The following is a 23,437-nucleotide window of genomic DNA, read 5'->3' as shown; positions in this document are numbered from 1 at the left end:
GCGGCCCTCCTGCCTGTGCGTTCCCGTCGATGTCCGCTGTCGCTCTCGATCTCGCCGCCCTGGCCGACCTCATCAAGACCTGGGGTCGGGAATTGGGCTTTCAGCAGACCGGCATCGCCGGGCTGGATCTGGCACGTCACGAGGAACATCTGGAGCGCTGGCTGGCCGCCGGTTTCCACGGCGAGATGGACTATATGGCCGCGCACGGCAGCAAACGTTCGCGACCGGCCGAACTGGTCCCGGGGACCCTGAGGGTGGTTTCCCTGCGCATGGACTACCTGCCCGGCGACACCCGCATGAGCGAGCGCCTGGCCGACGGTGCGGCCGCCTACGTCTCGCGCTACGCCCTGGGCCGCGACTACCACAAGCTGATCCGCAAGCGCCTGCAACAGCTGGCCGAGCGCATCCAGGGCGAGATCGGCCCCTTCGGCTATCGCGCCTTCGTCGACAGTGCGCCGGTGCTGGAAAAGGCCATCGCCGAACAGGCAGGCCTGGGCTGGATCGGCAAGAACACCCTGGTGCTCAATCGCAAGGCCGGCAGCTGGTTCTTTCTCGGCGAACTCTTCGTCGACGTGCCCCTGCCTGTGGACGAACCCACCCCGCGCGACCACTGCGGCACCTGCCGCGCCTGCCTGGACATCTGCCCGACCCAGGCCTTCGTCGGCCCCTATCAGCTGGACGCCCGGCGCTGCATTTCCTACCTGACCATCGAGTTCAAGGGCAGCATCCCGCCGGAGCTGCGGCCACTGATCGGCAACCGGGTGTTCGGCTGCGACGACTGCCAGCTGGTCTGCCCCTGGAATCGCTTCGCCAAGCCCACCGCCGAAGGCGATTTCCAGCCGCGCCACAGCCTGGACAGCGCCAGCCTGGCCGAACTCTTCCGCTGGACCGAAGCCGAATTCCTCAGTCGCACCGAAGGCTCGCCCCTGCGCCGCGCCGGCTACGAGCGCTGGCTGCGCAACCTGGCCGTGGGCCTGGGCAATGCCCCCACCAGCATCCCGGTGGTGGAAGCCCTGAAGCTGCAGCGCCAACACCCCTCACCCCTGGTGCGCGAGCACGTGGAATGGGCGCTGCAGCGGCATGGTGCAGCCTGAGCGGCAGGCCAGGAGATCAGGGCCCTACCGTGGTGTAGGGGATCGGCGCCCACCAGCTGCCATAGGGCACGCCGTACTTATCGACATAGCTTTTAACCACCGGCGACAGCGGTCGGTACTTGCCGCCCGACTTGCCACCATAGGGCCCCTTGAGCTCGATCTCGGCCTGGAGGGTCAGGACTTCGATGGGATCGAGGCAGGGGCCCATGATCCAGACCTTGACCACGCCACCCGGGGCCAGGCCGATGGTAAGGGCTTCGCGATAGTCGAAGTGGTAGCCGCTCGGACACTGGCCCGGGATACGCTCGACCATCTTTTCCCTGGCCCAGTCGGGAATAGTGAAGAGCGCGTGATAGGTCTGGGGTTCGACCATAGATTGCCAACGCAATGAGACGACGTAGGGCAGATCCAGGCCGGTCAGAGTACGGCCTTTGCCTGAGCCGATTCGCCTGGGCCAGCCTTTAGCGGTAGCCGATAGACTAGCCGGTTGCCCCATGGCGACCACTCCTCCCATGGCATTGGGAAAGATGCGCCCACTGTTGTCGCCAATGTTGGCTTGCTCCAGCCAAACTTCCATATAGTTGGGCGCCAGAAAGCCCAGGTACCAGCCGTCATAGGGCAGCTTGTTCGCGGCGTCAGACTGACAACCTGCCAGGCCCAGTAGCAGGACGAGAGACGGCAGCCAGCGACTCATCGCGGGTACCCCGCTTGCGGACGATTGGGATAGAGGCTGCGCCTAGCATCGGCGGTGGGTGCATCGACGAAGATTGCATCCACATTGCCCAGGCCACTACCCATGCGCGCATTCCAGTGAGCCGATCTGTGCACATAGCGACCGAGCAGCAGACGATTCTCGGCCTGACTGAGTGTCTCGGGCGCAGGCGGACTGCCTGCCTGAAGCTTGCTGGCTATAGGAACCAGGTCGGCCGGCAAGCGCCACTCCGGATCCTCTTCGTCAAGAGCCATGAAGGGCACACCCTGGGCGCTGGCGAGACGGTGCATTATCCGCAGATAAACCAGGGATAGCTCTCCACGAACCTGCCGCTCCAACCGTATCGCCGCGAAGACCTCGACCTCCGGCAGGTCACCGCGAACGCGGGGCAACTCGAGACGCCAGGTATCGATGCCAAGACGAGTGCTGGTTGAGTCGTACCAAGGCGCCCCTTGCAGGCGCCGTAACTCCAGTTCGGCCTGACGATAGCTCCAGGCCTGGTGGCTATCCGTGCCCCGGGGCTCGCGGGAAGCCCTCGGCCGGGTCAATAGCAATCGCTCCTGCATCTCGGCAGAATAGCCGCCACCAATATCAGCGTGAGCACCAGGCAGGAAGATCTCTTCGTGCTCAGGTGCCACTTTGGTAAGGGCGAAGTTACGGCGGTACTCATGTTGGGCAGCCAACTGCACTACCTTGAGCGCGCAACCGGATGGTAAATAAAGATTGAGTCCAGGATTTACTGCATTGGCCGGACTGAAATCGCCTCGCAGGGGATCGGCTATCGCCGCCACGGTATCGAACAGGCCGATGAAGTTGAGTTTCACTTTGGCACGCTGCCAAAGGAAGCACGGTGCCAGGCCTGCTGCGGCGATACCCCCTTCTACCTTAAGCACTTCGTTGGCAAAGTGGCGAGTCGCTGCCGCACCGCGGCTAAATCCAAAAAGATCGAATTCAATAGTATCGACAACGACGCCAGGGTTGCTCCGCTGAAATAACACATGCTGTTTAGCAAAGGCTGATGGAAATGTCTCAACACAAGCCAATACACCACTGCTACCCAGCCCCGTCCCCATCGAAAGCAAATTATCCGGCTGACCGGCCAGGGTACCAATACCCTCAATATAGACAGGTATGACCGCAGTGCTTTCGTCCCGCTCGATTGCCCGCTGGGTATCGTCCCGATACAGCCGATACAACCGCGCGATATTCGTCTCCGCCCCCGCATAGCTGCCATCGGAATTGAGCATGAATGTCTCACAGTGCCTTGCGATGCTACGCGCCTGGTCCTGGCGAAAGCCCTGCTCTTCCGCGCGACAAGCCGCACCGGTGGCGGCGTTGAAGAGGTTGTTGCCGGTGCCGTCGAAGAAGACGCCGATGCGCAGGGTGATGCGCTGTTCTAGCGGGCGTTCCGCCTGTTCGGCGACTTCGTCCCTGGCAACGGGTACGCCCTCCGGGTGCTTGGCAGGCTCCTCGATAACCGGTCGCTCCCGGTTGCGCAGCGCCGAAGGCTTGCCCGGCCCCGGTGCCAGGCCGGTGGTGCCTGCATGGCTTGCGCAGGCGCCCTTGGCCACGCCGCCTGCATCCAGGCCGATGATGACGCTGCCCGAGCCGCCGATCACCACGCCGCCATGGCTGGTGAGGCTGCCGAGCACCGCCGCAGGCCGGCCGTTGATCAGGACAGTGGGGACGACCGCGGCGCTCAGGACCGCGCTACAGCCACACGCATGGCCCAGGGTGGCGGCGGGCAGGCCATCGAAAGCGACATCGGCGGAGCCCTGACTCAGGGCCGTGGTACCGCATTTGGGGCAGGCGACGGCGTCGCCCAGGCGAGCAGCAGGCTTTCCAGACATGACCGATCTCCCTATCGGTAACTGGGGCCTGAAAAATGCCGCACAAAAGGCTCTAGGACAAGCCTTTCAGCGCGATACCGCGCAATTTATCACTGCCTTAGCCGTGAGGATCGTCCGGATAGGTGAAGGTCGGCATCTGCCAGTTGAATCTCAGCGCCAGCAGGCGCAGCAGCAACCCCGCGGCCAGGGTGATGAGCAGCGCCTGCTCTTCGCCGAGCCACGGGCGGCAGAGCAGGTAGCAGCCGGCGGAGAGCACCGCCACGCTGGCATAGAGCTCGCGCCTGAGGATCAGGGGTACGTCGTTGCAGAGGATGTCGCGCAGGATGCCGCCGCAGGTGCCGGTGAGGGTGCCGCTGACGATGACGATGGCCGGACTCAGGCCCATCTCCAGGGCCACCTGGCAGCCGATCACGGTAAAGGCCACCAGGCCCAGGGCGTCGAGCACCAGGAACAGCCGGCGCAGATAGCGCATGACCCGCGCGATGGCCACGGTGGCGAGGCCCGCGCCGACGGTGAGCGCGAGGTACTCCGGGTGCTTTACCCAGCCGAGCGGATAGTGCCCCAGCAGGACATCACGCACCGAGCCGCCGCCCAGGGCGGTGACGCTGGCGATCAGCGCCACGCCGAACAGGTCCATGCCGCGGCGCCCCGCGGACAGGGCGCCGGTCATGGCCTCGGCGGTGATCGCGACCAGGTAGAGGATGGACAGCAGCACGGACGGGCGGCCGTCAGACCTTGATGAAGTGCTCGCGGTAGTGCCGCAGCTCGGCGATGGAATCGCGGATGTCGTCCAGCGCCAGGTGGCTACCGCTCTTCTTCACGCCGTCACGCACATGGGGCGCCCAGCGCGCGGCCAGTTCCTTGAGGGTGGAGACGTCCAGGTTGCGGTAGTGGAAATAGGCTTCCAGCTCCGGCATGCGGCGATAGAGAAAGCGGCGATCCTGGCAGATGCTGTTACCACAGATCGGCGATTTGCCCTTGGGCACCCACTGCTGCAGGAATTCCAGGGTCAGGGCCTCGGCCTGGGCGGTATCGACGGTGCTCTCGCGCACCCGCTGGGTCAGCCCCGAGCCACCGTGCTGGCGGGTGTTCCACTCGTCCATGCCGGCCAGGATCTCGTCCGACTGGTGGATGGCCAGCACCGGGCCTTCGGCCAGCACATTGAGGTCGCTGTCGGTGACGATGGTGGCCATCTCGATGATCACGTCCCGATCCGGATCCAGGCCGGTCATTTCCAGGTCGATCCAGATCAGGTGCTGCGGATTGGGGGCGGTCATGGTGAACTCCTTGATGATGGCACCAGTGTAGCAGCGCGCCTGCCGCGTACCTACCGGCGCCAGAGCAGCAGCCGGCTGCCACGCAGGTCGCCTACCTCCAGCACCTGATCCGCCGGCTGGTCGGGAATCTCGAAGGTGTTGCTGATCAGCCAGCTGCCGGCCCGCTGCTCCGTGCGGGCCTTGTCGCCCAGGCGTGGCATGGGCGCCGGCGAGAGAAAGCAGTAGACGACGTCGAACTCGCCCAGCTCCACCCGCCAGAGATCGCGATAGCGTACCTGACAGTTGCGCCGCGGCAGGCAGCGCAGCCAGGCCAGGGCGAAACTCAGCGGCGCCGTCTCCACCCCGACAAAGGTGGCCTGAGGAAAGCGCCGGGACAGATCGACCAGGGTATCGCCCAGGCCGCAGCCCAGGTCGACGAAGCGAAAGGTCGGCTCGCGCTCGACGAGCAGTTCGGCCAGCCGCTCGCGGGTCTGGCGGCCGGTAAGGTAGAGCGGTACCCGCTCGCGCAGGCTGTTCCAGTTCAGCAGCAGGAGCAGCAGGAAGCCGAGCGCGGCGATGCCCGCCGAGAGTCCGCGACCGCTGACCAGGTAGAGCGCCGGGGCGAACAGCAGATTGATGAACACCCACCAGCGGGCGAGTCCCAGCAGCTCGCCCAACAGGGCCGCCAGTACCGCCTGCAGGCAGACCAGCGCCAGCAGCGAGGGGCGCTGGCCGGCGAAGCCGGCCCACAGGCGAATGCCGACGACGGCGACCACCAGGGCGGCCAATTGCACCAGCACGGCCAGCAACAGCGGATAGCGCGAGGCGAGATGGGCCAGCATGGGGGCTCCGGAGCGACGAGGTACGCCAAGTTTAGGTAATCCGCGAGAGGCGGCCAATGCTAGACTCAGCGGTCCTGAAACCCGCGGATATCCCATGGCCAAACGCCACCTGACCCGTCGCCAGAGCTGGCGGATCGAAAAAATCCAGACCGAACGCGCCGCTCGCGCGGAAAAGCGCGAATCCAAGCTGATCGACGAACTCGAAGGCGGCGATCTGGGACCGGAGCAACAAGGCCTGGTGATCGCCCACTTCGGCGTTCAGGTGGAGGTCGAGGATGACGAAGGCCAGCTGCAGCGCTGTCACCTGCGCGCCAACCTGCCGACCCTGGTCACCGGCGACCGGGTGGTGTTTCGTCCCAGCCTCCAGGGCAACGGCGTCATCGTCGCCCAGTTGCCGCGGCGTTCGGAGATCTGCCGACCGGACATGCGCGGTCTGCTCAAGCCGGTGGCGGCCAACGTCGACCGCCTGGTGATCGTCTTCGCCCCGCTACCCACGCCTCACGCCAATCTCATCGATCGCTACCTGGTGGCCGCCGAGCATGCCGGCATCCAGCCGCTGCTGCTGCTCAACAAGGCCGACCTGATCGACGCGCACAACGGCCCGGCGCTGGACGAACTGCTGGGCGTCTACCGCGAGCTGGACTATCCGCTGCTGGAAGTCTCGGCTCACAACGGCCTGAGCATGGACCAGCTCAAGAGCGAGCTGGACGAGCACGTCAGTGTCTTCGTCGGTCAGTCGGGGGTGGGCAAGTCGTCGCTGGTGAACGCCCTGCTGCCGGGCGTCGATACCCGCGTCGGACCGCTGTCCGAGCTGACCAACAAGGGCACCCACACCACCACCACCGCCCGGCTCTTCCACTTTCCCGATGGCGGCGATCTGATCGACTCGCCCGGTATCCGCGAATTCGGCCTCAGCCACGTCAGCCGTGACGACGTCGAAGCCGGCTTCAAGGAATTCGGCGACTACCTTGGCCACTGCCGCTTCCGCGACTGCAAGCACGAGCGCGAGCCCGGCTGCGCCCTGCTCGCCGCCCTGGAGCGCGGTGACATCCATCTGCAGCGGATGGCCAGCTACCGGCATATCCTGGCCAGCCTGGAAGGCGAATCTCGCTACTAAGGAAAACGCCGGGCAAGCCCGGCGTTTTCTATCGTCGAGCGAAGACCATCAGCCGAAGACGCGGAAGCGCTCGGCGTCGTCCATGAAGCCCTTCTCCGGGAAGTCGCCCTCGTTGGAACCGAAGGGCATCTGGGCGCGCAGGTGCCAGGTCTCCGGCAGCTTCCATTCGGCAGCGGCCAGGGCATCGGGCAGCGGATTGTAGTGCTGCAGGCTGGCGCCGATGCCGGCGTTGGCCAGGGCCGTCCACACGGAGAACTGGGCAATGCCGCTGGCCTGCTCCGACCAGATGGGGAAGTTGTCGGCGTAGGCGGGATACTTGTCCTGCAGGCCGGCAACGACATGCCGATCCTCGTAGAACAGCACGGTGCCGGCGCCGGCCGCGAAGCTGTTGATCTTGCCTTCGGTAGCGGCGAAGGCGTCGGCCGGCACGATCTGCTGCAGCGCCTGCATGACGAAGCCCCAGAACTTGTCGCTCTCGGCGCCGAACAGGATCACCGCGCGCGAGCTCTGCGAGTTGAAGGCGGAGGGCGACAGCTTGACCGCTTCCTGGATCAGCGCGGTGACCTGGTCCTGGGCCAGTGGCAGGTTCTTGCCCAGCGCATACTGGCTGCGGCGGCGCTTGATGGTGTCGATAAAGGCGTTGCTCATCGGAAGGCTCCTGCAAGGGAATCGGAGATCGGGAGACCGCGCGCCAGGGCGCAAGGTGCCCGATCCAGCATGAAACCCCTGCAGCTTACCCAGCCCTGCGCAGGCCAACGGACGAAAAAACCGAACGCTAGCAGCGAATTTTCCTATCGATCATCGCCACCCTTCAGGGCTTGCCCTGGATGACGCCGGCATCGAAGGCATTGACCTGATTCTTGAAAGCCGCGTTGTTGATCGGCTGCGCCAGGTTGCCGGTGGCGCTGACGCCGCCGCTGGAGACTCCGCTCCGGCTCGCCGCCGGTGTGGCACCGGCCGCGGGCTTGGGTGCCTGGTTGCCGCCGGCGCGGCCTTCGATGGCCTGCTGGGCCTTCTTGGTCAGCACGATGATGTCGATGCGGCGGTTGACCGGGTTGAGCGGATGCTCGCGATCGAAGGGTGCCGAAGAGGCATAGCCGACGATCCGCGCCACCTGCTCTTCCGGATAGCCACCGGCGATCAGCGCCCGGCGTGCGGCGTTGGCGCGACCGGCGGACAACTCCCAGTTGCTGAAGTCGCCCTTGCCGGCGTAGCGCGCGGCGTCGGTATGGCCGCTGATGCTGATCTTGTTCGGCACCTGGCGAATGGTGTCGGCCATGGCCAGCAGGATGTCCTCGAAATAGGACTTCAGCCGCGGACTGCCGGAATCGAACATCGGCCGGTTCTCGGCATCGACGATCTGGATGCGCAGGCCGTCCTGGGTGATCTCCAGCAGGATCTGGTCCTTGAACTTCTGCAGCTCCGGATTCTGCTCGATCTTGTTCTGCAACTCCTGCAGCAACAGCTCCAGGCGTTCCTTGTCCACCTGCTCGGCGATCTTTTCCGCCTGGCTCGGATCCATCTTCGCCTGGCTGGCATCCTTCTGCTGCTGGGCCGCGTCGTTGGGCTGGCGCTTGTCGGACTGATCGGGCGCCTGGGTAGGATCGGGCGCGACGCGGTTGGAATCGTTGGGGTCGGCGCGCTCCTGCACGTCCGGATTGACCTTGTTCTGGGTCGAATCCGGTTGCGCCTGGATCTCGGGATTCAGGGTGCGGTCAGGCGCCGGCGTCGGCGTGCCGCCCAGGTCGATGACATAGGGGCTGGCACTTTCGGTGAAGCCGATCGGATCCTGGAAGTAGCCGGCGATGGCCTTCTTCTGCTCCGGGGTAGCCGAGGACATCAGCCAGAGCACCAGGAAGAACGCCATCATGGCGGTGGCGAAGTCGGCGAAGGCGATCTTCCAGGCGCCGCCGTGGTGGCCGGCGGCGCTTTTCTTGATGCGCTTGACGATGATCGGCTGGTTGTTGTCCATCAGCTGCCCCGCATCGCCTGCTCGAGCTCACTGAAGGACGGCCGGTGCGCCGGGAACAGCACCTTGCGGCCGAATTCCACGGCGACGGTGGGCGGCATGCCGCTGGCGGCGGCGACCAAACAGGCCTTGATGGCCTCCAGCACATTGAGCTCTTCCTTGGCGTCGTGCTCCAGGCAGGTCGCCAGGGGACCGAAGAAGCCGTAGGCGGCGAGAATACCGAGGAAGGTACCCACCAGGGCGGCGCCGACGTGACCACCGATGGCCGCCTGGTCACCCTCGCCGAGCATGCCCATGGTGATCACGATACCCAGTACCGCGGCGACGATGCCGAAGCCGGGCAGGCCGTCGGCGACCCGCGATACCGCGTGGGACGGATGCTCCAGCTCTTCCTTGATGCCGGCCAGCTCCATGTCGAACAGGCCTTCCAGCTCGTGGGGGGCCATGTTGCCGGAGGACATCAGCCGCAGGTAGTCGGCGACGTAGGCGGTCATCCGCTCATCCTTGAGGATGTTCGGGTACTTGCTGAAGATCGGACTGGCTTTGGGATCCTCGACGTCCGCCTCGATGGACATCATGCCCTCGCGCCGGCTCTTGTTGAGGATCTCGTAGAGCAGCTTGAGCACGTCCAGGTAGAAGGCGTGGGTGAAGCGGTTGCCAAACATCTTCAGCGACTTCTTGAACACCTGCATGAAGGTGCTGCCCGGGTTGGCCTGCAAGAAGGCCCCCAGGGCGGCACCGCCGATGATCAGGACCTCGAGCGGCTGGATGATCGCAGCGATCTTGCCATGCGCGAGGATGTAGCCGCCGAGGACAGCCGCGAATATCACGATGATGCCGATGATTTTTGCCATGGTTGGGAATACTGTGTGCTAAGGAAAATTGAGCCGGGGATCTGCCCTCACGTCCCCTTTATCGGACCCGGCGCCCCGGACTGAAGGCCTTTCATCAAATTTCAAGGCGACCGTCGTATGTCCAGCCGCCCGAACACCGTCGAAGACTGGGTCAAACACCTGGAAGGCGTACGCCTGCCGGTGGCCACCGCCACCGCGGAGCGTCTGCGCCGCGCCCTGGCCGATGGCCGTCTGGCGCTGCATGAGATCGCCGAACGGCTCTGCGAGTCACCCCCCCTGGCGCTGGCCCTGCTGCGCGAGGCCAATCGCGGCCATGCCAGCCTTGGCGATCCGGCCGCCAGTCTGGAGGCCGTGCTCGGCCGCGTCGGTCTCGGGCCGGCGGAATACCTGATCGCCCGCCAGCCGACCCTGGCCGAGGAGCGTCTGCCGCGTCCGCTGCGGCAGCTATGCCTGGTCAGCCAGCACGCCATGACCCTGGGGCTGGGCCTGTTCGGCGTGCCCCTGGCGCGGCTGTGGCCGGACATCCGCCTGGCCGCCCTGCTCTTTCTGGCGCCACTCTGGCCGCTGGCGACCCGCTATCCGGAACTCTTCGAGGAATGGGAACGGCGGGTGCTGGGCGAAGGCGAACCGGCGCTCAAGGTCGAGCGCGAACTGCTCGGCGTGCCGGCGATCCGCCTGTGCCAGGCGCTGGCCCGTCACTGGCAGTTGCCCGAGTGGATCGTGGAAGGCTATCGCCTGCTGGACCAGGATCGCCGGCAACTGGTCAGGGCGCTGCACATCGCCCATGGCGACGATCCCCTCGAGCAGCAGCAGCGCCTCGACGACGACCCCACCCTGCGGCGCTGGCTGACCCATCCCGGCAACACCATCCTGCTGGCCAACGGTCTGGCCCTGGCCAGCCACCACGCCTGGGATGGTCCTCATACCCTGCGCTGGCAGCGTTTCAGCGCCCTCTATCTGCAACTGCCGCTGGCACGGGTGCAGAGTCGCAGCCATGAACTGGCGGTGCAGGATGCCCAGCGCCATGCCCGACCCGGCCTCTGGCATCCGGCCGAGGGCCTGGTCTGGCCTCCGGGCGAACGGCGCCTCAAGCCGGTGCCCCGGGTACAGGTCGCCAGCGAGAGTCAGGCACAGCGCTGGCGCGGACTCTGCGAGCAGCTGCTGCACACGCCCAGCGCCTTCGCCACCCTGCCCCAGCTGTTCGATTGCGCCCGCCAGGCGCTGGTGGCCTGCGGCCTGCCGCGGCTGCTGCTGCTGACCCCGGATCGCAACGGCCAGAAGGGCAATGTCCAGCTGCACCATGGCCTGGACGACGCCCCCGGCCTGCAGCTGGACATCGCCAGCCATCCGCTGCTGGCCAAGCTGTTTGGCGGCCCCGGCCAGTTGCGCATCGATGACGACAACCGAGCACGTTTCGCGCCGCACCTGCCCGCCGATCTGCGCCGGCTGTTCAGCAACGAACGGCTCTGGCTGCGCAGCCTGGGCTTTGGCGAACGGGTGGTACTGGTGGCGATCCTGGACAGCGAACTGCAGCCGGCGGATCCGCGGCGCAGCGCAGCGCTGGACAAGACCTTCACCTGCATCGAGCGCGCCATCGGTACCTTTGCCAACCGTCCGCGGGTACGACCGACCTGACGCTGGCCGGTCAACCTCGGTACACTTCACCTTTGCTACGGACCGACGGGAAATCCGCGATGCCCTTTTCCGCCCTGCCCCTGGTGATCGAACCGGCCGATCTCGCGGCGCGCCTGGATGCGCCCGAACTCATCCTGGTGGATCTCTGCAGCGCTGCCCACTATGCCGAGGGCCATCTGCCCGGCGCGCGCCATGTCGCGCCCGCCCGCACCCAGCTGGGCAGCAAGCCGGCGCCCGGCCTGTTGCCGGCCCAGGCGGACCTGGAGCAGCTGTTCGGCGAACTGGGGCAACGCGACGAGGCTGTCTACGTGGTCTATGACGATGAAGGCGGCGGCTGGGCCGGACGCTTCATCTGGCTGCTGGACGTCATCGGGCACGGCCACTATCACTACCTCAACGGTGGGCGCCAGGGCTGGATCGCCGCCGGCCTGCCGCTGAGCACGGCGGTCCCCGCCACGGCCGGGGCGCCGGTCGCCCTGACCCTGCACGAGGAGCCCACCGCCAGCCGTGCCTACCTGCAGAGCCGGCTGGGCGCCGAGGACCTGGCCATCTGGGACGCCCGGGGCGCCGATGAATACCGCGGCGAAAAGGTGCTGACCGCCCGTGGCGGCCACATCCCCGGCGCGATCAACTTCGAGTGGACCGCCGGCATGGATCGCGAGCGCCAGTTGCGCATCCGTGAAGACCTGGCCGCCGAACTGGAGCGCCTGGGCATCACCCGCGACAAGGAAATCATCACCCACTGCCAGACCCATCACCGATCCGGCTTCACCTATCTCGCGGCCAAGGCCCTGGGCTATCCGCGCGTCAAAGCCTATGCCGGCTCCTGGGGCGAATGGGGCAACCACCCCGACACCCCCATCGAATGATTGCCAAGGACCTCTCATGAAACTGCAAGACCGTCTGTTCATCCTTGCCCAGCACCTGCTGCCGCACCATCTGCTGTCGCGGCTGATCGGTGGCTTCGCCGAGTGCCGGGTGCCCTGGTTCAAGAATCTGCTGACCCGCTGGTTCGTCCGTCACTATGACGTCGACATGCGCCAGGCCCAGGTGGAAGACCCCACCGCCTACGAGAACTTCAACGCCTTCTTCACCCGCGCCCTCAAGCCCGGCGCCCGCCCGCTGCCGGCCGAAGCCGGCGTGGTGGTCAGTCCGAGCGACGGCGCCATCAGCCAGCTCGGCCGCATCGAGCACGGCCGCATCTTCCAAGCCAAGGGCCACAGCTACAGCCTGCTGGAGCTGCTCGGCGGCGACGGCCTGCGCGCCGCGCCCTTCATGGGCGGTCATTTCGCCACCATCTACCTGTCGCCCAAGGACTATCACCGGGTGCACATGCCGCTCACCGGTACCCTGAAGGAGATGGTCTATGTGCCCGGGCGCATCTTCTCGGTCAACCAGCTCACCGCCGAGAACGTGCCCGAGCTGTTCGCCCGCAACGAGCGGGTGGTGTGCATCTTCGATACCGCCGTGGGGCCCATGGCGGTCATCCTGGTCGGCGCCATGATCGTCGCCAGCATCGAGACGGTCTGGGCCGGTCTGGTCACGCCGCCAAAGCGCGAACTCAAGCGCTTCGCCTACGACGAGGCCGCGCGCGCACCCATCACCCTGGGCACCGGCGACGAGCTGGGTCGCTTCAAGCTGGGCTCCACCGCCATCGTGCTGTTTGGCCCGGACGCGGTGAACTGGTCCGCTGAACTCGGCGCCCTGTCCACCGTCAACATGGGGCAACTGCTGGGGGTTCCGACCACGTCGACCCCCTTGACCACCGTTTCCGAGCCAGGGCCTCTCGCCTAGATGCGCGGTTCATTGCCCATCGAAACAGGAGTGTGCGCGGCGAATGGATAGCAAAAGGCCACAGCTCATGTTGCGGGTACCGACGCCCGATCAGCGCAGCCTGACGTTTTGTGACGCCACCCCGGCCGGCCTCAAGCGCTGGCTGGAGCAATTGCCGCGGGCCAAGTTGGGCGAATTCGCCCGGCTGCTCTACCAGGGTTTGCTGGAGCTCAATCGGCTGGTCCTGACGCCGGAAGCGCGTCTGCGCCTGCTCGAATCCCTGCGCCCGGACGTGCAGCGGGTCTGTCAGCTGCTGGAACGCCATGTGCTCAACCAAGCCATCGTGCTCGACGAGCGTTCGCGCAAGGTAGCCAATCTCTGCCAGGCGCTGCAGAACCTGCTGGCGGCCGGCTACAAGCTGATCGTGGTCGAGGAAAGCGACCGTGGCGAACGCAGTACGCTGCTCGCGACCGCCATCCAGCGTGCCCTGCGCGCCCTGCTCGGGCCGCTGATCCGCGCCGCCCAGCTCTATACCCCGGTGCACGACAACCTCTGGCTGGAGCTGCACCAGCTCTACCGGCTGGCGGTGACCACCGGCCTGCACAATCAGAGGATTCGCGATGAACTGCTGCCCGGCGACGGCAGCCAGACCATCACCCAGGCCTATGGCGCCGCCCTGTTGTTCGGCGCTGCGCGCTGCAACCAGTTGCGCCAGAGCCACATCGCCCAGCTGACGCTGCACCTGGACGACTGGGCCAGCCTGATCCGCCTGCAGGGTCCCGAGCAGAACGGTACCTTGATGGTGGTGGCGCCGCAGATCGACGCCCCGCCGCGCTATCGCTCGCTGTTGCGCGAAGCCAATCTCAACGGTCTTCTCGGCCTCGCCCCGCAGCAACTGGTGCAGGCCATCGAAGACTACCTGGCGCTGGCCCCGGAGCAGCGCCCCCGCGCGCGCCTGCCGGTGCACGGCGATCTGTCCCTGGATCTGCTGCAACACCTCGTCGGGGCCTGGGGCCAGGAGGCGGATCGCGCCTTCCAGCGCATGCCCGGCCAGGGTCAGGTGCAGGTCTGCATCGGCATGAGCGCCCTGCACTACCAGCTCTCGGGTGGCCAGGTGTTCGCCGACACCCTGCGCCTGTCGGCCGTGGTCGCGCCGGACACCTTTGCGCCCAAGCCCAAGGAAGACGTCTGGTCGCTGGCCTTCGACGCCGACACCCGGACCCCCGATGCCCTGGACTGGAGCGCCGAGGGCCTGGAAGAAATCCATTACGACGCCCTGCCCGGTGAAGGCGAGGGGGCCAGTCCCGCCTTTCCGATCCATGCGGTGCAGGTGGTCAACCACAGTCCGGGCGGCTATTGCCTGAGCTGGAGCGGCGAGGTGCCCGAGCAACTGCAGGCCGGCGAATTGCTCGGCGTGCGCCTGCCCGAGGATCACAACTGGGGCCCGGCGGTGGTGCGCTGGGTCCGCCAGGTGCCCGGCAGCGGGACCCAGATGGGCGTCGAACTGCTGGCGCCCACTGCGCGCCCCTGTGGGCTGCAGCTGCTGCGCAAGGCCGAGCAGAACAGTCAGTACCTGCGCGCCCTGCTCCTGCCGGAGATCAAGGCCATCGACCAGGCGCCGACACTGATCGCGCCGCGACTGCCCTTCCAGGAAGGCAGCAAGGTGCAGATCAATCAGCAGGGCAACGAGCAGCGCGGCATGCTCGACCGGCGGCGCAGTATGACGGTCAGCTTCAGCGTCTTCGAATATCACCTGCTGGAGCAGAGCGGTACGCAGCCCAGCGGCGGATCCACTGGCGGCGGGGCGCGTCAGGAAGAAGACTTTGACTCGCTGTGGAAGTCTCTGTAGCTTCGATAAATCATCGTTATCGCCAAGGCGCGAATAGACCATGGCCGCCGAACACAGCGCGATCCGCCTGTTACTGCTCGAAGCATCGCAGAACGAGGCGGAACGCCTGGTCAGCCTGTTCCGCAATGCCGGACGGGCGACGCGGGCCCAGCGCCTGGCCGACCCCGCGGGTCTCGACGAACTGCTGTCCCAGTCCTGGGACCTCGCCATCCTTGCCCCACCCTCGCCTGAGCTCGACAGCCTGGCCGCCCTGTGCCAGTTGCGCCGCCGCGCACCCCAGCTCGCCGTCATCCAGCGGGTGGCGCCGGACGATCCCGCGGCGGTGCTCGATGCCCTGCGTCTGGGCGCCCGCGACGGCATCGCCAGCGACAACGACGAGCACCTGCTGCTGGCCAGCCTGCGCGAACTCGGCAACCTGGCCGAGCGCCACGAACGCCGGCGCCTGGAACAGGCGCTGGCCGAGGCCGAGCAGCGCTGCCAGCTGCTGCTGGCCAACGCCGTGGACGCGGTCGCCTATGTCCACGACGGGCTGCATATCCATGTCAACTCGGCCTATGTGGAACTGCTGGGCTATCCCTCCGCGGAAGACCTGGAAATCACTCCGCTGATGGACCTCATCGCCGCCGCCGACCAGCCGGCGCTGCGCGAGGCCTTTCGCCAGTTGCGCGACGATCCCCGCCCCCTCGAACTGGACTGCCGGTGCGTCCGCCAGGACGGCAGCACCCTTGGCGTGCGCCTGCGCCTGACGCCGGCCATCTATCTCGACGAACCCTGCGTGCAGCTGCACCTGCGCGAGGAACGCGCGGCCCCGGCCGCCGAGGCCCTCGAGGAACAGCTGCGCGAGGTGCGCTTCCAGGACATCCTGACCGGTCTGCTCAATCGCAGCCGCATGCTCGAATTGCTCGAGGATGCCCTGGAACGCGCCCGGCTCGGCGCGCCGGCCAGCTTCGCCTACCTGAGCATCGATCGCTATCCGACCCTGGTGGCCGAGCTGGGCATAGGCGCCATGGACGAACTGCTGGTGGTCTTGGCCGAGCGCCTGCGCGAACACTTCGGCACCCTGGTGACCCTGTCGCGCTTCGCCGACGACGCCTTCACCGCCCTCCTGCCGCAGGCGGCCGACGCCAGCCTGGACAGTGCCTTCGAGCGCCTGCTCGGCCGCCAGGAGCGCCAGCCGCTGACCCTGGCCGGGCGCACCCTGGCCATCAGCTATTCCATCGGCGTGGTCAGCCTGGACAGCCGTACCAAGAGCGCCGGCGACCTGGTGGACCGCGCGCACCGCTCCGCGCGCCAGGTCGCCCAGCGCGGCGGCAATGCCTGCAAACGCTACGACCCCCAGGAAGAGCTGGCCGCCGCCGCCAATCGCGGCAATCTGGTGGCCATGGTCAAGCAGGCCTTGCAGCAGAACGGCTTCCGCCTGCTGTTCCAGCCGGTGATCGGCCTGCGCGGCGGCAGCCACGAGTACTACGAGGCGCTGCTGCGCCTGATCAATCCGCAGGGTGAAGAGGTCTCACCGGCCGAATTCGCCCGCACCGCCCGCGACAGCGGCCTGAGCGGCCAGATTGATCGCTGGGTGATCCACCAGGCCATGCGCCAGCTCGGCGAGCACCGCGCCCGCGGTCATGGCACGCGCATCTTCGTGCATCTTTCGGGGGCGACCCTGGGCGATCTGGAGTTGTTGCCCTGGCTGCGGGAAACCCTGCAGGCGCAGCAGCTGGACGCCGAGGCGGTGATCTTCCAGCTCAGCGAAGAAGACCTGCTGGCCCAGCCGGAGCAGGCCCTGGCCATGGCGCAGCGACTACGTCGCCAGGGTCATCCGGTCACGCTGAGCGGTTTTGCCGCCGGCGATCCGCCGCTGGCGGCGCTGCGCCTGCTGGTACCGGATTACGTCAAGCTGTCGGGCAAGCTGATCAAGGACCTGGCGCAACCGGACCAGCAGGAGCGCCTCAAGACCCTGGTCGCCGAACTCAGCGCGCAGAACGTCCAGACCATCGCCCCCTTCGTCGAGAGCGCCAGCGTGCTGGCCCAGCTCTGGCAGGTCGGGGTGCACTTCATCCAGGGCTACTACCTGCAGGAGCCCAGCCAGGCGATGGACTACGAGTTCCAGGCAGAGTAGCGGCGATCCAGCCTGGGACAGCTTCATCGCGGCCATGGGCCGCTCCTGCGGATGCGCGAGGCAAACGCAGGAGCGGCCGCGAGGGCAGGCTCAGGCCCGGGTATGGCGATCTTCCACGCCGAGCAGATAGAGCACGCCATCCAGGCCCAGCACGCTCACCGACTGGCGAGCGGACTGGCGCACCAGCGGCTTGGCGCGAAAGGCCACGCCCAGACCGGCCAGGGCCAGCATCGGCAGGTCGTTGGCGCCATCGCCCACGGCGATGGTCTGCTCGAGCGTCAGGCCTTCGCGGCTGGCCAGTTCCTGCAGCAGATCGGCCTTGCGCTGGGCATCGACGATGGGCTCGACGGCACGACCGGTCAGCTTGCCGTCGACGATCTCCAGTTCGTTGGCATAGACATAGTCGATGCCCAGCCGCGCCTGCACCTGGTGGGCGAAGTAGGTGAAGCCGCCGGAAAGGATGGCGGTCTTGTAGCCCAGCCGCTTCAGCTCGGCGAACAGCCGCTCCGCCCCTTCGGTCAGGCGCAGCCCGGCACCGATGTCTTCCAGCACCTCCTCGGACAGGCCCTGCAGCAGCGCCATGCGCTCGCTGAAGCTGGCGCGGAAGTCGATCTCGCCGCGCATGGCGCGCTCGGTGATGGCCGCGACCCGCTCGCCGATACCGGCGGCCTTGGCCAGCTCGTCGATGACCTCGGCCTGGATCAGGGTGCTGTCCATGTCGAACACCGCCAGCCGGCGATGCTGACGCTGCAGCTCATCCGGCTGCCAGCCGATGTCGGCCTGGCCTTCCTGGGCCAGCGCCAGCAGGCCTGCGCGCAGCGCCTGGGGTTCGTGCGGCTCGCCGGTGACGCGCAGCTCCAGGGCGGCGCGCGCGGTCGCGCCCGGCTCGCTCAGGGGACGGATGGCGTGGATGTTCAAGCCCTGCTCGCGGCACAGCGCGGCCAGGCGGGTCAGCGGCAGATCGGCCAGGGTGCGACCCATCAGCGTCAGGACATGGGCTTCGGCGGTGTCCGGCGCGGGCTGCGCCAGGGGCGCCACCTGCAGACCCAAGGCCTGCAGCGCCTGACCCAGCGCCGCGCCGGCACTCGCCGGACTGACCAGCAGGGTCACCGCGGCACTGTTGTCCAGACCCTGCTGCTGCAGCGATTCCAGCCGGGCACCGGCCGCGGCCAGGGCGCCGGTGAGAGCAGCCAGCCAGTCGGCGGGCAGGATGCCCACGGCCTGGAGTCCGATAACGTCTTGCATGGCGATCCCCTCGCGGAAAAGCGCGCAGTCTACCCTTTCGCCTCGGCGGTGCCGAGCCGTGGGCACCGGCTGGCGGAGTGAGTCCACCGCCGGCCTCTTTTGCGGGCGAAGCCCTGCATTCGCCGTTTTCGCACCCCTGGCGCGCTGGTTATACTGGCCGCACATTTTTTGTCCAAAGAAACGATTTCTGTGACCCGCCCCGCGACCGTCAAGCCCGATAATTTCTTCCTGCTGATCTACCGAGCCCTGCGCCAGCGTCGTGTGCCGGTGGCCTTGCGCATCGTTTCCCACAGCCTGCTGCTGGTGGCGGCTGCCCTGGTGATCTATGCCGGCATCATGAGCATGCAGTTCCGCCATGCCATGCAGCAGCAGGCCGACGCCGTCGGCCAAAGCCTGGTGACCCAGACGGCCAATTCCGCCGCCGAATTGCTGGTGGCCAACGACAATCTCAGCCTCAACGTGCTGCTGAGCAACCTGGCGCGCAATCCGCTGGTGGCCCATGCCGCGGTCTACAGCCCGGACAACCGGGTGCTGGCCGAGTCCGGCACGCGCCCGAGCCAGGGGTTGCTGACCGCCACCGATGGCATCTACAGCACGCCGATCCGCTTCCAGGACGTCACCGCCGGTCAGGTGCGCCTGGCGCTGGACATGGACCAGTTCCAGCAGCCGATGATGGTCAGCCTGCAGAACATGGGCCTACTGGGCCTGATCCTGCTGGCGCTCACGCTGATTCTCAGCCTGCGGCTGGGTCGTCAGCTGTCGATTCCGCTGCTGGAACTGCGCGTCTGGCTGCGCGATCCCGATGACCCCGCACCGGGCGCCGGCCGTCTCGACGAACTGGGCGACCTGGCCCGCCAGCTGCAAAGTCGCCTGGTCCCGCCCAAGCCGCCCAAGGCGGAAGTGGCCGAGGCCGAGGACGACGATCCCTTCGCCGACGAGCAGGGTGGCCTGAGCGTCAAGCCGCCCGCACGCAAGGCTGCCGCCGCCAGACCGGCCGCGCGCAAGGCGCCCGCCGCGGGTGCCGACAGCGAACTGGACGCCGATGCCTTCGCCGAGCTGGTACCTGAGTCCTTTACCGAACCGCCACCCACCCCGGCCCCGGCGGTGCCCACCGAGCCCGACATCGTCACCTCGGCGGTGCTGTCCATCCAGCTCGGCGCCCAGGACCAGCTCAGCCGGCTGCCACGCAGCCGCCTCGAACAGCTGCTGGAGCGCTATCGCGACTGCCTGCAGCAGGCCACCGAGCTCTACGACGGCGAACTCCACACCCTCAAGGATGGCGGCAGCCTGATCCTCTTCCACGAACGCAGCGACGACGACGACTACCTGACCCGCGCGCTCTGCTGCGGCGAGATCATGCGCGCCCTCGGTCATGCGCTGCAGGTGGAAGTGGTCGGCAGCGGTGCAACCCTGCAGCTGCAACTGGGTCTGACGCAGGGCGAACGCCTCGCCGGCCTGGAGCTTGCCCAATTGCTGGAAAACACCACCGTACGCAATGCCCAGGCGCTGAGTCGCCACAGTCGCAACCTGTTGCTGGTCGAGCAGAGCATCGCCGAGGACGAGCTGCTGCGTAAACGCGCCCGTATCCGCACCATCGCCAGCCCCGCCGGGGCCAGTTGCGTGGAACGTCTCCTGGAACCCTACTCCGCGACGCTGGAGCGTCACCTGGTCCGGCTCGAGGCGCGGTAACGCGCCCGCCGACCCCACCTATGAGCGCCCTCCTGCCCCGTCTCGCCCTTGCCGCGCTGTTGCTGGCGGCCTGCGCTGTCCAGGCGGCGCCCAATGCGAGCAGCGTGAGACTGCCCGATGGCGGGGTCTATACCGGCGAATTCGTCAGCGGCCTGCTCAATGGCAGCGGACGCATCGAGTGGCCCAATGGCAACTGGCTCAAGGGCCGCTTCAAGGATGGCCTGGCCGAGGGGCCCGGCGAGCAGCAATTCGCCGACGGCACCTACTACCAGGGCACCTTTCGCCGCGGTCTCTACCATGGCCAGGGCAACCTGATCAGCAGCAGCGGCTGGGAATACCACGGCAGCTTCGTCAACGGTCGCATGCAGGGCCAGGGCTCCAAGCTCGACAGCGATGGCACCCAGACCATCGGCACCTTCAACGACGGCCACCTCAACGGCGTCGGCCAGTGGCAGGAGCCGGGCGGCGATCGCTATGACGGCGAATTCGTCGACGACCAGTTCGAAGGCGCCGGCGTCTATCGCAGTGCCGGCGGTGATCTCTGGCGCGGGCGCTTCAGTGGCGGCGAGCTGACCGGCAACGGCGAATTCGTCGGCAGCGACAGCAGCCAGTATCGTGGTGCCTTTCGCAACTGGAAGTTCGACGGCCAGGGCGTGCTCACCAACAGCGACGGCAGCGTCTACCGCGGCAACTTCGCCGACGGCGTCTATGCCGGCATGGGCGTCCTGACCCGCGCCGACGGCCAGGTGGAACGGGGTCTCTGGGAGGGCGGCAAGCGCATCCGCGACGACCAGGGCCAGTACATCGCCGATCCCCTGGAACGCGCCCTGCTCGACCAGGGCAAGGTGCTCGACCAGGAATTGCAGCAGATCCCGGCGTCCACCCCTGCCACCGAACTCTATGGCCTGGTCCTGGCCGGTGACGGTGGCCAGGGCGTGTTCCAGCGCGAAGCCAATTATGTGGCCAACTTCCTGACCACCACCTGGGGTGCCCGCGACGTCGTCCACCTGATCAACGCCAAGGACATCCGCAGCGACCATCCGCTGGCCACCCGCGAGAATCTCTACCAGAGCCTGCAGGCGCTGGCCCAGCGCACCGGCCCGGAGGACCTGATCCTCATCTACCTGACCAGCCATGGCTCGGCCGACCATCAGCTGGTGCTCTCCCAGCCGGGCCTGGACCTCTCCAGCCTGCCGGCAGCGGAGCTCGGCCGCCTGCTCGCGCCCCTGCGCGGCCGCGACAAGCTGATCATCGTCTCCAGCTGCTACAGCGGCGGCTTCATCCCGCAACTGCAGGACGACCACACCCTGGTGATGACCGCTTCCAAGGCCGATCGCACCTCCTTCGGCTGCACCGACGAAGCCGACTTCACCTATTTCGGCCGCGCCCTGTTCGCCGAGGCCTTCCAGCACACCGACGATCCCGAGCAGGCCTTCCAGCGTGCCCGCGACACCGTGTCGGTACGCGAGAAGACCGAAGGCTTCGATCCGTCCGAGCCCCAGCTCTGGGCGCCGCCGGCCGTCCTGCAGAAGTGGCGTGCCTGGCGCGCGAGTCGCTGACTGCCCGCTTTGACCAGGGCTTTGACGAACAACCGGAACGTCTGAGGTCCAACCTGACATCAGCGGTCGCCGCTACAAGGAGAGCCCCGTGTACCTGACGCCTCAGCATGCCCTCATCGCCGGCGCCACTGGCCTGACCGGCGAACACCTGCTCGACCGCCTCCTCAACGAGCCGACGGTCCCCCGGGTGCTGGCGCCGACCCGCCGTCCGCTGGCGGAGCACGCCCGGCTGGACAATCCGGTGGGTGATCTCAACAGCCTGCTGCCGACCCTGGAAGGTCCACTGGACGTGGCCTTCTGCTGCCTGGGCACCACCATGAAGCAGGCTGGCTCAGAAGCGGCCTTTCGTGCCGTGGATTACGGCCTGCCGCTGGCGGTCGGCCAGCGCGCCCTGGAACTGGGAGCCCGCCACTACATCGTGGTCAGCGCCATCGGCGCCGACTCCCAGTCCTCGATCTTCTACAACAAGGTCAAGGGCGAGCTGGAAGAAGCCCTGCGTGCCCAGGGCTGGACGCAACTGACCCTGGCGCGGCCGTCGCTGCTGATCGGCCAGCGCCAGGAAGAACGCCTCGGCGAGCGCCTGGCCGCCCCCCTGTCGCAGTGGTTGCCTGGCAAATGGCACGGCATCGAAGCCGCCGTCCTGGCCCGCGCGCTGTGGCGCCTGGCCCTGGAAGAAGGCAAGGGCGTGCGGGTGGTGGAATCCGACGAGCTGCGCAAGCTGGGACGTTGAGGGCTTGGCCGCTATCGACCGTAGGTTGGGCTGAGACGGCTCCATCGTCGAAGCCCAACATGCCGGTGCCGAGGCAAACACTGTTGGGCTTCGCTGCGCTCAACCCAACCTACGCCGGACTCCAGGAGCGGCCGCATCGGCAGAGCAATCTGGTCGCGATCAGACAGTGGCTCCTACGCCGGCTGCGCCAGCACCATCTGGTCGACTTCCTGCACCAGCCAGTCGTGCAGGGCGCGCAGGCGAGGATCGGCCAGGGCGCCCTGGGCATAGAGCAGCATGTACCTCTTATGCGCCGGCACTGAGCGGCCGAAGGGCGGCACCACCAGCACGCCACGGGCCAGTTCGTCGGTGATCAGCGCGCGGCGGGCGATGGCGACGCCCATGCCGGCGATGGCCGCCTCGATGGTCAGGTGGTTGCGGTTGAAGGTGTGGCCGCGCCGCACATCCAGCGCCGGTGCACCGATGCTGGCGAGATAGAACTCCCATTCGGCGTATTCGTAGCTGCCGCGCCAGGCGGTGATGTCGTGCAGCAACGGATAGAACTCTAGGTCCTCCGGCTGCTGCAGTGCTGGCCGTCCCTCCAGCAGACTGGGGGCGCAGACCGGAAAGATCTCCTCCTCCATCAGGGGCGTCGAGGCCAGTCCCGGATAGCTGCCGTCGTTGAGATCGATGGCGAGGTCGAATTCGCCCTCGCGCAGCGACCAGCTGCTGTCCTCGGCCACCAGCCGCAGTTGCAGATCGGGAAAGCGTGCCTGCAGCCGCGGCAGCCGCGGGGTCAGCCATTTGCCCAGGAACGAGGGAATCGACCTGAGCCGCACCACACCGCCGAACTGGCCGGCATTGAGGCGGCGCAATTCGGCGTCGATCAGCCCATAGGCCTGGTTCAGGGTGGTCGCCAGGCGCTGGCCCTCGGCGGTCAGCTCCAGGCCACGGGCCACCCGGTGAAACAGCTTGAAGCCCAGGCGCTCCTCCAGCTGGCGCATCTGCTGGCTGATGGCGCCAGGCGTCACATGCAGCTCTTCGGCGCAGCGCGTGAAGGAGAGATGGCGTGCGGCGCAGACGAACACCTGCAACCAGGCCTGGGTTTGGGCATTGAGGATCCGGCTCATCGATGAGTTCCGCTAAAGGATCGCTTAGAAGCTTTCGT

Annotated in this window: 20 protein-coding genes; 10 read left to right on the top strand and 10 right to left on the bottom strand. The window is 67.1% G+C overall.

Features of this window, described 5'->3' with window-relative positions:
* Positions 1–29: 29 nt before the first annotated feature.
* Positions 30–1,094, top strand: coding sequence for a tRNA epoxyqueuosine(34) reductase QueG (queG, locus tag PVZ77_RS15320; protein WP_273808187.1), 1,065 nt, complete (start codon positions 30–32; stop codon positions 1,092–1,094).
* A gap of 16 nt (positions 1,095–1,110) precedes the next feature.
* On the opposite strand, the gene PVZ77_RS15315 is transcribed toward queG, so the two are convergent.
* The 5 genes from PVZ77_RS15315 to PVZ77_RS15295 form a co-directional block, all read right to left on the bottom strand.
* On the bottom strand, positions 1,111–1,788 hold the full coding sequence (locus tag PVZ77_RS15315) for a DUF2931 family protein (RefSeq protein WP_273808189.1): 678 nt from the start codon (positions 1,786–1,788) through the stop codon (positions 1,111–1,113).
* Complete coding sequence (locus PVZ77_RS15310) at positions 1,785–3,656, bottom strand: PAAR domain-containing protein (RefSeq protein ID WP_273808190.1); 1,872 nt, start codon at positions 3,654–3,656, stop codon at positions 1,785–1,787. Before PVZ77_RS15310 ends, PVZ77_RS15315 begins: the two co-directional genes overlap by 4 nt.
* A 97-nt stretch (positions 3,657–3,753) precedes the next feature.
* Positions 3,754–4,368 carry a trimeric intracellular cation channel family protein gene (locus PVZ77_RS15305; RefSeq protein ID WP_042137396.1) on the bottom strand — a complete coding sequence of 205 codons (615 nt, stop codon included), beginning with the start codon at positions 4,366–4,368 and terminating at the stop codon, positions 3,754–3,756.
* Positions 4,369–4,384: 16 nt separating this feature from the next.
* Entirely contained in the window at positions 4,385–4,933 is a 549-nt protein-coding gene (orn, locus tag PVZ77_RS15300; protein ID WP_158896605.1) for an oligoribonuclease, read from the bottom strand.
* A gap of 50 nt (positions 4,934–4,983) precedes the next feature.
* Positions 4,984–5,754 (bottom strand): class I SAM-dependent methyltransferase, encoded by a 771-nt coding sequence (locus PVZ77_RS15295; protein ID WP_273808191.1) that lies wholly within the window; start codon positions 5,752–5,754, stop codon positions 4,984–4,986.
* Positions 5,755–5,848: 94 nt separating this feature from the next.
* Here PVZ77_RS15295 and rsgA point away from each other — a divergent pair, with 94 nt between their 5' ends.
* On the top strand, positions 5,849–6,871 hold the full coding sequence (gene rsgA, locus PVZ77_RS15290) for a small ribosomal subunit biogenesis GTPase RsgA (RefSeq protein ID WP_273808193.1): 1,023 nt from the start codon (positions 5,849–5,851) through the stop codon (positions 6,869–6,871).
* A 48-nt stretch (positions 6,872–6,919) separates the two neighbouring features.
* Here rsgA and PVZ77_RS15285 read toward each other — a convergent pair whose 3' ends face one another.
* The 3 genes from PVZ77_RS15285 to motA form a co-directional block, all read right to left on the bottom strand.
* Positions 6,920–7,519 carry a nitroreductase family protein gene (locus PVZ77_RS15285; RefSeq protein ID WP_273808194.1) on the bottom strand — a complete coding sequence of 200 codons (600 nt, stop codon included), beginning with the start codon at positions 7,517–7,519 and terminating at the stop codon, positions 6,920–6,922.
* Positions 7,520–7,682: 163 nt separating this feature from the next.
* Entirely contained in the window at positions 7,683–8,843 is a 1,161-nt protein-coding gene (locus tag PVZ77_RS15280; protein WP_273808195.1) for a flagellar motor protein MotB, read from the bottom strand.
* Positions 8,843–9,694: a flagellar motor stator protein MotA gene (motA, locus tag PVZ77_RS15275; protein WP_017642892.1), complete on the bottom strand. Its 852-nt coding sequence runs from the start codon at positions 9,692–9,694 to the stop codon at positions 8,843–8,845. The genes PVZ77_RS15280 and motA overlap by 1 nt, the downstream gene beginning before the upstream one ends.
* 117 nt (positions 9,695–9,811) lie before the next feature.
* On the opposite strand from motA, the gene PVZ77_RS15270 reads away from it, so the two are divergent.
* Genes PVZ77_RS15270 through PVZ77_RS15250 form a run of 5 tightly spaced genes read left to right on the top strand, consistent with a single transcriptional unit; the run spans position 9,812 to position 17,067 of the window.
* On the top strand, positions 9,812–11,329 hold the full coding sequence (locus PVZ77_RS15270) for an HDOD domain-containing protein (RefSeq protein WP_273808196.1): 1,518 nt from the start codon (positions 9,812–9,814) through the stop codon (positions 11,327–11,329).
* A 59-nt stretch (positions 11,330–11,388) separates the two neighbouring features.
* Positions 11,389–12,198 (top strand): rhodanese-like domain-containing protein, encoded by an 810-nt coding sequence (locus tag PVZ77_RS15265; RefSeq protein ID WP_273808197.1) that lies wholly within the window; start codon positions 11,389–11,391, stop codon positions 12,196–12,198.
* A 16-nt stretch (positions 12,199–12,214) separates the two neighbouring features.
* Complete coding sequence (asd, locus tag PVZ77_RS15260; RefSeq protein ID WP_273808198.1) at positions 12,215–13,123, top strand: archaetidylserine decarboxylase; 909 nt, start codon at positions 12,215–12,217, stop codon at positions 13,121–13,123.
* Between the two features lie 43 nt (positions 13,124–13,166).
* Entirely contained in the window at positions 13,167–14,951 is a 1,785-nt protein-coding gene (locus tag PVZ77_RS15255; protein ID WP_273808199.1) for a molecular chaperone, read from the top strand.
* A gap of 40 nt (positions 14,952–14,991) precedes the next feature.
* Complete coding sequence (locus PVZ77_RS15250; protein ID WP_273808200.1) at positions 14,992–17,067, top strand: EAL domain-containing response regulator; 2,076 nt, start codon at positions 14,992–14,994, stop codon at positions 17,065–17,067.
* Between the two features lie 90 nt (positions 17,068–17,157).
* Here the strand turns inward: PVZ77_RS15250 and serB are convergent, their stop codons facing one another.
* The gene (gene serB / locus PVZ77_RS15245) at positions 17,158–18,312 is read right to left on the bottom strand and encodes a phosphoserine phosphatase SerB (RefSeq protein WP_273808201.1); all 1,155 of its coding nucleotides are present in this window, start codon (positions 18,310–18,312) and stop codon (positions 17,158–17,160) included.
* A 189-nt stretch (positions 18,313–18,501) separates the two neighbouring features.
* Between serB and PVZ77_RS15240 the strand changes: the two genes are divergently transcribed.
* The 3 genes from PVZ77_RS15240 to PVZ77_RS15230 all read left to right on the top strand — a co-directional run bounded on the left by PVZ77_RS15240 (position 18,502) and on the right by PVZ77_RS15230 (position 22,290).
* The gene (locus PVZ77_RS15240) at positions 18,502–20,001 is read left to right on the top strand and encodes an AhpA/YtjB family protein (protein WP_273808202.1); all 1,500 of its coding nucleotides are present in this window, start codon (positions 18,502–18,504) and stop codon (positions 19,999–20,001) included.
* A 20-nt stretch (positions 20,002–20,021) separates the two neighbouring features.
* The gene (locus PVZ77_RS15235) at positions 20,022–21,560 is read left to right on the top strand and encodes a C13 family peptidase (RefSeq protein ID WP_273808203.1); all 1,539 of its coding nucleotides are present in this window, start codon (positions 20,022–20,024) and stop codon (positions 21,558–21,560) included.
* Between the two features lie 88 nt (positions 21,561–21,648).
* Complete coding sequence (locus PVZ77_RS15230) at positions 21,649–22,290, top strand: oxidoreductase (protein ID WP_007161182.1); 642 nt, start codon at positions 21,649–21,651, stop codon at positions 22,288–22,290.
* Between the two features lie 173 nt (positions 22,291–22,463).
* Here the strand turns inward: PVZ77_RS15230 and PVZ77_RS15225 are convergent, their stop codons facing one another.
* Positions 22,464–23,399: a LysR substrate-binding domain-containing protein gene (locus PVZ77_RS15225; protein ID WP_273808204.1), complete on the bottom strand. Its 936-nt coding sequence runs from the start codon at positions 23,397–23,399 to the stop codon at positions 22,464–22,466.
* Between the last annotated feature and the right edge of the window lie 38 nt (positions 23,400–23,437).

It is taken from the genome of Pseudomonas sp. SHLD1, assembly GCF_028640935.1.
In the GTDB taxonomy this organism is placed as follows: domain Bacteria; phylum Pseudomonadota; class Gammaproteobacteria; order Pseudomonadales; family Pseudomonadaceae; genus Chryseomonas; species Chryseomonas aestiva.
The sequence above is the reverse complement of the archived record's forward strand: the minus strand, read 5'-3'. Positions and strand labels throughout refer to the sequence as shown.